Annotated in this window: 7 protein-coding genes and 1 pseudogene; 3 read left to right on the forward strand and 5 right to left on the reverse strand. The window is 66.8% G+C overall.

Annotation, left to right across the window (positions count from 1 at the left end):
• From QPK29_RS23175 to QPK29_RS23185, 3 genes are read right to left on the reverse strand one after another with little or no spacing between them, the layout of a single operon-like run.
• Window positions 1–303, reverse strand: a complete 303-nt coding sequence (locus tag QPK29_RS23175; RefSeq protein WP_371762816.1) for an STAS domain-containing protein — start codon at window positions 301–303, stop codon at window positions 1–3.
• A 44-nt stretch (window positions 304–347) separates the two neighbouring features.
• Window positions 348–716 (reverse strand): response regulator, encoded by a 369-nt coding sequence (locus QPK29_RS23180; RefSeq protein ID WP_056128750.1) that lies wholly within the window; start codon window positions 714–716, stop codon window positions 348–350.
• Window positions 717–730: 14 nt separating this feature from the next.
• Entirely contained in the window at window positions 731–1,837 is a 1,107-nt protein-coding gene (locus tag QPK29_RS23185; protein ID WP_371772357.1) for a methyl-accepting chemotaxis protein, read from the reverse strand.
• A 349-nt stretch (window positions 1,838–2,186) separates the two neighbouring features.
• Between QPK29_RS23185 and QPK29_RS23190 the strand changes: the two genes are divergently transcribed.
• Complete coding sequence (locus QPK29_RS23190) at window positions 2,187–2,939, forward strand: sulfite exporter TauE/SafE family protein (RefSeq protein ID WP_371772358.1); 753 nt, start codon at window positions 2,187–2,189, stop codon at window positions 2,937–2,939.
• Window positions 2,940–3,025: 86 nt separating this feature from the next.
• Here the strand turns inward: QPK29_RS23190 and ilvD are convergent, their stop codons facing one another.
• Window positions 3,026–4,888: a dihydroxy-acid dehydratase gene (gene ilvD, locus QPK29_RS23195; RefSeq protein ID WP_371772359.1), complete on the reverse strand. Its 1,863-nt coding sequence runs from the start codon at window positions 4,886–4,888 to the stop codon at window positions 3,026–3,028.
• Window positions 4,889–5,174: 286 nt separating this feature from the next.
• Here ilvD and QPK29_RS23200 point away from each other — a divergent pair, with 286 nt between their 5' ends.
• On the forward strand, window positions 5,175–7,508 hold the full coding sequence (locus QPK29_RS23200; RefSeq protein WP_371772360.1) for a pyrroloquinoline quinone-dependent dehydrogenase: 2,334 nt from the start codon (window positions 5,175–5,177) through the stop codon (window positions 7,506–7,508).
• A gap of 102 nt (window positions 7,509–7,610) precedes the next feature.
• A complete protein-coding gene (locus tag QPK29_RS23205; protein ID WP_371772361.1) occupies window positions 7,611–8,510 on the forward strand; it encodes an alpha/beta hydrolase in 900 nt (299 codons plus the stop codon).
• Between the two features lie 67 nt (window positions 8,511–8,577).
• On the opposite strand, the pseudogene QPK29_RS23210 reads toward QPK29_RS23205, so the two are convergent.
• Window positions 8,578–8,757 (reverse strand): annotated as a pseudogene (locus tag QPK29_RS23210) (sodium transporter); the annotation flags it as partial.

Below are 8,757 nucleotides of genomic sequence, written 5' to 3' on the forward strand. Positions count from 1 at the left end.
TCATGCCGGCTCTCCTTCCGCGCTCATGCCGAGCATTGCGAACGCGTCGCACACGGCGGGGCTGGCGCCGCGCAGCACGAGCGCCTTGCCGAGCCGCTGCGCTTCGCGCCGCGCCACGAGCAGCAGCTGCATGCCGGCGCAGTCGAACTCCGTCACCTGGGACAGGTCGAGCGCGGGCGCATCGATCGTGCGTACGGCGTCCAGCAGCACGGGATGCAGCTCCGCGGCGCGGTAGATCGTCATTTCGCCTTCGACCGCCAGGCATGCGGCGGCCCCTTGGCTCGTTTCGCCAATAATCGTCATTGCATCGTTGCTCCGGGATGGCCGGCCTGCGCCGGCGCGTTGGGTCAGCCGAACGTCAGCTTCTGGACGGCGGCCAGCAGGGCTTCCGGCTTGAACGGCTTGACCATCCATGCTTTCGCGCCGGCGGCCTTGCCCTGTTCCTTCTTGTCTTCCTGCGACTCGGTGGTCAGCATCAGGACCGGGGTGAACTTGTAGGCGGGACGGGTCTTCAGTTCGCGCACGAACGCGATGCCGTCCATGTTGGGCATGTTGACGTCGCTGATGATCAGGTTGACCTTCTGGCCGGTCAGCTTGGCCAGCGCGTCCTGGCCGTCGACGCCTTCGATGACGTCATAGCCGGCCTGCTTGAGTGCGATGCCGACGACCTGGCGGATCGAGATCGAATCGTCCACCACCATGATGGTTTTTGCCATGGTTAAATCCTAGTCTAGAAAAACGTGATGTCTTCGGCCAGCTGCGGCGCGGGCTTCGCGGTGCTCTTGTGGAGCGTGCGTTCCTCGGCCATTGCGTAGGTGCTTTCGAGTTCGGCGAGCAGGCTGCGGGCATCGAGGCCGCCGCCTTGCTGTTGCTCGTCCAGCCACGACGGCAGGCGGGCGATGTTGTCGCGCACGTGCGACAGGATCTGGCTGACGCGGTCCTGGAACTGCAGCTGCACGAGCGCGTCGCCGACTTCCGCCTGGATGCCGGCGCTCTCGTGCTGCAGCAGGTCGGACGAGGCCACGAGGGCGTCGGTGACGCCGCGCAGGGACCCGAGCACGTTGCCGATCATCTGTTCGGACGCCTGCACGGCGCGCGTCTCGGCGCGCATGGAGTCCTCCGCCGCGCGGCACGTGACGTCGATCGCGGCGCTGATGCGGCCGACCTGTTCGGCGATGTGCTTGCCCGCGTCGGCCGAACGGTTCGACAGCATGCGCACCTCGCTCGCGACGACCGCGAAACCGCGTCCCGCCTCGCCCGCGCGCGCCGCCTCGATGGCCGCGTTCAGCGCCAGCAGGTTGGTCTGCCATGCGATGCTGGCGACGTCCGCCGCCATCTTCTGCAAGGTGGCCGTGATTTCCTCGAGGCCTTCGATCTTCTGCAGCATCTGCCGCTTGCTGGCGGCCGCGCCGGCCAGCATGTCCAGCAGCGAGCGCAATTCCTTTTCGCTGGCCGCGAACGCGTCGACGATGTTGTCGCCGTTGCGCGCGGTGCCCGACGCGTCCAGTGCCTGGCCGAGGCGGGTGACGATGCCGGAGAAGCGTTCGACGAGGGCGACGACGGCCGTCTCCATCTGGTCGCGCGACGCATCGATGTGCGACGTCCAGACGTCGGCCACGTCGACGCTGAACGCGCGGCGCTCGGCGAGGTCGGCGCCGGTGGATTGCTCGGCCTGCGGCACGGGCGCGCGCAGGGCGGCGAACGCGCCGCCGGCCAGGAGGAGGGCGGCGCACAGCCAGCCATGCCACTGCCAGCCGGCCAACGGGACGATGACGCAGGTCGCGGCCGTGGCCACGATCAGCGGGGAATAGGTTTGCAGGGGGCGTAGTCGCGGCACGCGGCGCTCCGTCGATGTTCGGGTAGGTTTCGTGTTTGCGGTATCTGGGACCGCACCGGTGCTGATCATGTCAGATCGAATTGCCGTGTAGCAAGCATTTTGGCGAGAAATGTCATGGATACGCGGGGAAAACAACACTTGATTAAGCGATCGATAACGTAATTTTGCAAATGGATTTTCGATTCGCTGCGCGATTGGACGCCTTGCCAACGCAGCGGGAATCATCCGATTTGTCGTTCCGATATTTAACAGGCCGGCATGCGGGCGTCATTGTGCCTTCGCTCCAGCCGAAGCGTGACGCCGGAATTGCCGGATTGCGGGAGCCCACCGCGCCGACTACCATCGTGACATGAACACAATGATTCCCACGTTCGCGGCAGGGATGGTGGCCGGTGCGATGAACGCGCTGGCGGGCGGCGGTTCCTTCGTCAGCCTGCCGGCGCTGATCGCGGCGGGTGTGCCTCCGGTCCAGGCGAATACGTCGAGCACCGTCGCGCTGTTTCCGGGTGGATTGGCCAGCGCGTGGGCCTACCGCGACGGCCTGGGGCCGGTCGGCACCGTGCCGCTGCGCGCGCTGCTCGTCGCGACCCTGTGCGGCGGGCTCGTCGGCGCCGTGCTGTTGCTGCGGACGTCATCCGCCGCGTTCACGGCCGTGCTGCCCTGGCTGCTGCTGGTGGCGTCCATCGCGCTCGCGTTCGGGCGGCGCATCGGTGAAGCCCTGCGCGCGCGCTGGCGCATCCATGCACGCGCGGTGCTGGCCGTGCAGTTCGCGCTGGGCGTCTACGGCGGTTATTTCGGCGGGGCGGTGGGGATCATGATGATCGCGATGTGGGGGCTGCTCGACAACCGCGACCTGAAACTGCTGAATGCGCCGCGCACCTTGCTGGTGAGCGCGGCGAACACGGTGGCGGTACTCGCGTTCATCGCGGCCGGCGCGGTGCGCTGGCCGGAGACGCTGGCGCTGCTGGCCGGCGCGACGCTCGGGGGGTACGGCGGCGCGCACATCGGACGGCGGGCGCCGCCGGGCGTGATCCGCGCCGTCACGCTGTGCGCGACGACCGCGATCACGGTTGCCTTCTTCGTCAAAACCTACTTTGTGTGAGGACACCATGCTGCAGGCATTGCTTGCAACCATAGGCGTGCTGGCCATCGCGGCCAGCATCGCCGCCAAGTTCGTCAGGCTGCCGCTCAGCGCTTCAGTTGCGACAGGTCGCGCACCGCGCCGCGGTCGGCCGACGTGGTCAGCGCCGCGTAGGCCCGCAGTGCCTGCGAGACTGCGCGCTCGCGGTTGACCGGCTGCCACGCGGCGTCGCCGCGCGCTTCCATCGTCGCGCGGCGGTGCGCCATTTCTTCAGCCGTCACGCGCAGGTTGATGGTGCGGTTCGGGATGTCGATGTCGATCGTGTCGCCTTCCTCGACGAGGCCGATCGCGCCGCCTTCCGCCGCTTCCGGCGACGCGTGGCCGATCACGAGGCCCGACGAGCCGCCGGAGAAGCGGCCGTCGGTGAACAGCGCGCACGCCTTGCCGAGACCCTTCGACTTGATGTACGACGTCGGGTACAGCATTTCCTGCATGCCCGGGCCGCCTTTCGGGCCTTCGTAGCGGATGATCACGACGTCGCCCGCGTGCACGGTGTCGCCGAGGATGCCTTCGACCGCCGCGTCCTGGCTTTCGAACACGCGCGCCTTGCCGGAGAACTTCAGGATGCTTTCGTCGACGCCGGCCGTCTTCACGATGCAGCCCTTTTCCGCGATGTTCCCGTACAGGACCGCGAGGCCGCCGTCCTGCGAGTATGCGTGGGCGCGGTCGCGGATGCAGCCTTCGGCGCGATCGAGGTCGGCGCTGTCGAAGCGCTCGGCCTGCGAGAACGCGACCTGCGTCGGCACGCCGCCCGGCGCCGCGCGGAACAGTTGATGCACGGCCTGGTCGGAGCTAGCCTTGATGTCGTATTTCTCGATCGCGTCGCCCAAGGTCGGCGAGTGCACGGTCGGCAGCGACGTGTCGAGCAGGCCCGCGCGCGCCAGTTCGCCGAGGATGGCGACGATGCCGCCGGCACGGTGCACGTCTTCGATGTGGTACTTGTTCGTCATCGGCGCGACCTTGCACAGGCAAGGCACGTTGCGCGAGATGCGGTCGATGTCGGCCATCGTGAATTCCACGCCCGCCTCGTGCGCGGCGGCCAGCAGGTGCAGCACGGTGTTGGTCGAACCGCCCATCGAGACGTCCAGCGCCATCGCGTTCTCGAACGCGGTCTTGGTCGCGATGCTGCGCGGGAGGATCGTGTAGTCGTCGCCTTCGTAGTGGCGCTTGGCCAGGTCGACGATCAGGCGGCCGGCGCGCAGGAAGAGTTCCTTGCGGTCGGCGTGCGTGGCGACGATGGTGCCGTTACCCGGCAGCGACAGGCCCAGCGCCTCGGTCAGGCAGTTCATCGAATTCGCCGTGAACATGCCCGAGCAGGAACCGCAGGTGGGGCAAGCCGAGCGTTCGATTTCGGCGACGTCGGCGTCGGAGATCTTCGAGTCGCCGGCCTGGATCATCGCGTCGACGAGGTCCAGCTTGATGATCTTCTTGTCGTTGTTGACGACCTTGATCACCTTGCCCGCTTCCATCGGGCCGCCCGACACGAACACGGTCGGGATGTTGATGCGCATGGCGGCCATCAGCATGCCTGGGGTGATCTTGTCGCAGTTCGAGATGCAGACCATCGCGTCGGCGCAGTGGGCGTTGACCATGTACTCGACGGAGTCGGCGATCAGGTCGCGCGACGGCAGCGAGTACAGCATGCCGCCGTGGCCCATCGCGATGCCGTCGTCGACGGCGATCGTGTTGAATTCCTTGGCGACGCCGCCCGCCGCTTCGATCTCGCGCGCCACCAGCTGGCCCAGGTCCTTCAGGTGCACGTGGCCCGGCACGAACTGGGTGAACGAGTTGACGACGGCGATGATCGGCTTGTCGAAGTCGCCGTCCTTCATGCCGGTCGCGCGCCACAGGGCGCGGGCGCCCGCCATGTTGCGGCCCTGGGTCGTGGTGTGGGAACGGTAAGTCGGCATGGTGTCTCCTCGGGAAATCGTAAAACCCCAAGAGTGCCGTGGGTATGGCAAGTTGTCCAATATATGATTCGGTGGGCTGTGATTCGCATTTCATATCACATGCGGAGCAGGGTTTCGAATCGAACGGCCCGCCGTGAAAGCGAGTCCTATAATTTCTTCAACTGAATTCACAAGCGGCAAGTTACGTCTTGTCTGGATGGACCACGGTGTGGCCAGGGTGATGTGTTCGCGTCTTCCCGGCTGCGGAGAATGAACCGAGCCGATTCTAGTGGAGGAGCGTACGGGCATGGCACGGCGATTTCATGGTGTAGCGAGGGCGACGCTGACGATCGCGGCGCTGGCCGGGCTCGGCGTCGCACTGTTCAATTATTTCGCGCCGATGACCGGCGTGACCGGAACGATCGGCGCCCTCGCTGTCGTCGTGTCCACCCTGTTGCTGGCGTTGCTCGGCTTTGTCCTGGTGCGCAGGCGTACCGGCCGCTCCCGGCTCGTGCCGGTCCTCGCCCTTCTGATGGCGCTCGGCACCCTGGCGGCGGCCTGGCTGCTGCATGAGTTCTTGCTGGTTGCCGCCATGGTCATCGCACTGCTGGCGCTGGCGGTCGATTCGATGAGTGGTCCGGACAGGCACCCGGTGACGACCGTCGCGTCGCTCCTGCTCGTGCCTGCTCTCTGCATCAGCCTTGGCCTCGCAGCCATCGGCCGGCTGCCGCCTGCGACGGCGCAGGGGGCGGCGGCAGCCGATGATGTTCACGATTCGTCGAGGCAACAACCATCGGCACCGCCAAAGCCCATCTGGAACAGCTTCCACGGGCAATTGAGCGCGCAGAAATACTCGCCGCTGGCGCAGATCGATACCTCGAACGTCGGCAAGCTGAAGCTGGCATGGCAGTACCATACCGGGGATGTCTCCGACGGCAGCGGCGGCAAGCCGCCGACCGTCTGGTCGGCCACGCCCATCTACGCCAACGAGACCCTGTACATCGGCACGCCGTTCTACCGGATCATCGCCCTCGATCCGGCGACCGGAACAGAGCGTTGGCGGTTCGACACCCACTCGACCCTGAAGGCGCTCACCCAGCCCGCGTTGAAGACCCGCGGCGTCGCCTACTGGGAAGCCCGGCATCCGGTCGCGGGCCAGGCCTGCCAGAAGACCGTCTACATCGGCACCATGGATGCGAGGCTGTTCGCCGTCGATGCGGACACGGGAAAGCCGTGCCCCGGCTTTGCCGACCACGGCGTACTCAACGTCAACAAATGGAACAGCATCAACGATGCCTGGCCGCTGTCGGTGCTCCAGCCGCCCACCGTGGCGGGCGACCACCTCATCATCGGCTGGGCCGGCAAGGACTGGGCGCTGGCGGAGGCGCCGCCGGGCAGGGTCTTCTCGGTCAATGCGCGCACCGGCAAACTGGAGTGGGTCCTGAACGTTCTTCCCGATGATATCGTCAGGCAGAGCGGCACTGCCAACGTGTGGACCGCGATGTCGGTCGACGAGGAACTCGGGCTCGTGTACTTGCCGGTGTCGTCGCCTTCGCCCAACTACTGGGGCGGCAACCGCGCCGAACCCGTCCCGCTCGCGACCTCCACCACCGCTGTCGACATCGACACCGGCAAGGTGGTGTGGTCGCGCCAGTGGGTGCACCATGACCTCTGGGACTACGACATCAATTCGGCACCGACGCTGATGGACATCACGGTCGATGGCAAGACGATCCCGGCGCTGATGCAGGCGACCAAGATGGGCTACCTGTTCGTCGTGAACCGCAGGACCGGCGAGGATGTCTGGCCGATCGAGGAGCGCCCAGTCCCTACCGGCAATGTCCCCGGTGAGGTTTACGCGAGGACCCAGCCGGTTCCTACCCGACCTGCGCCGCTGCTGGACCAGTCCCACAAGCCGAAGGTCTGGTGGATTGCCGACATGGTTGGCTTCGGCCAGTGCTCGCGCCTGTTCGATGCAATGCATTACGATGGCATGTACACGCCGCCGACCGCCGGGGATGCAGGCACGCTGGGCTATCCATTCAGCGCCGGCGCCGTCCAGTGGGGGGGTGTCGCTTTTGACCCGCGCAGCGAGACGGCGATCGTCAACACGTCACATCTCGTGCAGCAACTCAAGCTGTTGCCACGCGACGTGTACGACAGCGTGGCCAAGGGCTCCGGCGCCGAGCAGGGCTTCTATCCGCAGAAGGGGGCGCCGTTCGGCATCATGCTGGAAAACGCGCTCAACTGGCTCGGCATGCCATGCTGGGAACCGCCCTTCGGCGAACTTGTCTCGATCGATATGAAGACCGGCGCGATCAACTGGCGTCGCCCCGTCGGGGCATCCCAGCAGTACGGCTTCTACATGCCTGAGAGCCTGGGCTCGCCGACCATCGGCGGGCCGGCCGTGACCGCAGGCGGCCTGATCTTCATCGGCGCCTCGATGGACGCGAAAGTGCGGGCCTATTCGCTGGCGACGGGCAAGGAGTTGTGGTCCGACCTGGTCCAGGCCCCGGTGGTCGCGAATCCGGCGGTGTACGAATACAAGGGCCGTCAGTATGTCGCCTTCGTGGCCGGCGGCAATCCGATCATCAAGGACCAGGTGGGCGACCAGCTGGCGGTGTACGCGCTGCCACGGTGACCTGTATCGACCGGGCCGCGCGGAGCAGGATGGGCAAAGATGGTCGAGCTCGATGGCGTGCGCAAGCAGGCCGGGTGTTGGCATGAAAATGTAATATAAGGCATGCTGATCCGAACTATCGTGAACGCGGGGTTGCGCCGCACCCTGCAGCCCCTCTGGAACGACATCCCGTCCGTCGCGCGCATGCGCGCCGCGTATCACCGGATCGACCGCCTGGGGACGCTCGGCAGGCGGCCCGTGCGCGTCGATGTCGCCGACGTCGGCGGCGTGGCCGTCGAATGGATCGGGCGGCCCGCTGCGGCGGGCGAGGGCGTCATCCTGTATCTTCACGGCGGCGGTTTCGCGGTGCGTGCCGCGGCGGCCGATCGCCGTTACTGTGCCGGCCTGGCGCGCCGTACCGGATGCCCCGTCGTGCAGGTGCCGTACCGGCTCGCGCCCGAGTTCCCGTTCCCGGCGGGCCTGGACGACTGCTGCGCCGTCTACGCCGGCCTGCTTGCCGCCGGCATCCCGGCGCACAAGATCGTCGTGATCGGGCATTCCGCCGGCGCGAACCTGGCGCTCGTGTTGCTGATGCGCGCGCGGGACAACGGCTGGCCCCAGCCGGCGGGCTGCATCCTGCTGTCGGCGCCGATCGACCTGACGGCCGGCAGCCCGTCCGCGACCGCCAACGCGGCGCGGGACAGCATGCAGTCACCGAACATCTGGCCATGGGTGCGGATGACGTACCTTGGCGGCGTCGCGCCGGACCACCCGGACGTGTCGCCCCTGTTCGGCGACTGGGCGGGACTCGCGCCGCTCCATTTCCACGTGTCGGACACCGAGATCATCCTCGACGACAGCAGGCGCGCGGCCGAACGCGCGCGCCGGGCCGGGAACCGCGTGACGCTCACCATCTGGCACGACGTGCCGCACAGCTTTTATTACATGAACGCGCTGCGCGAGGCGTGGCGGTGCCGGGCGGAGGTCGTCGCCTTTGCCGGCGCCGCGTTGCGACAGATGTAAAAAAGGACAGCCTGGGGGGGGCTGTCCTTTGCCAGCCCGCAGGCTGCCTTCTATTGCTCCGAGAGTTCTACCACCACATGCCGTAGATCGTGGCCAGCACGACGCAGATGACCGCCGAGCCCAGGGCAAACGCGCCGTCGACCTTGAACAGCTTGGTGTCGACGATCAGCCCCTTCACCTTGCCGCGGGCGAACACGGTGCTGAGCAGGACCATGCCGGCGACGACCAGCCAGAACACGATGAACAT

Source organism: Massilia orientalis (assembly GCF_030411975.2).
In the GTDB taxonomy this organism is placed as follows: Bacteria; Pseudomonadota; Gammaproteobacteria; order Burkholderiales; family Burkholderiaceae_D; genus Telluria; species Telluria orientalis.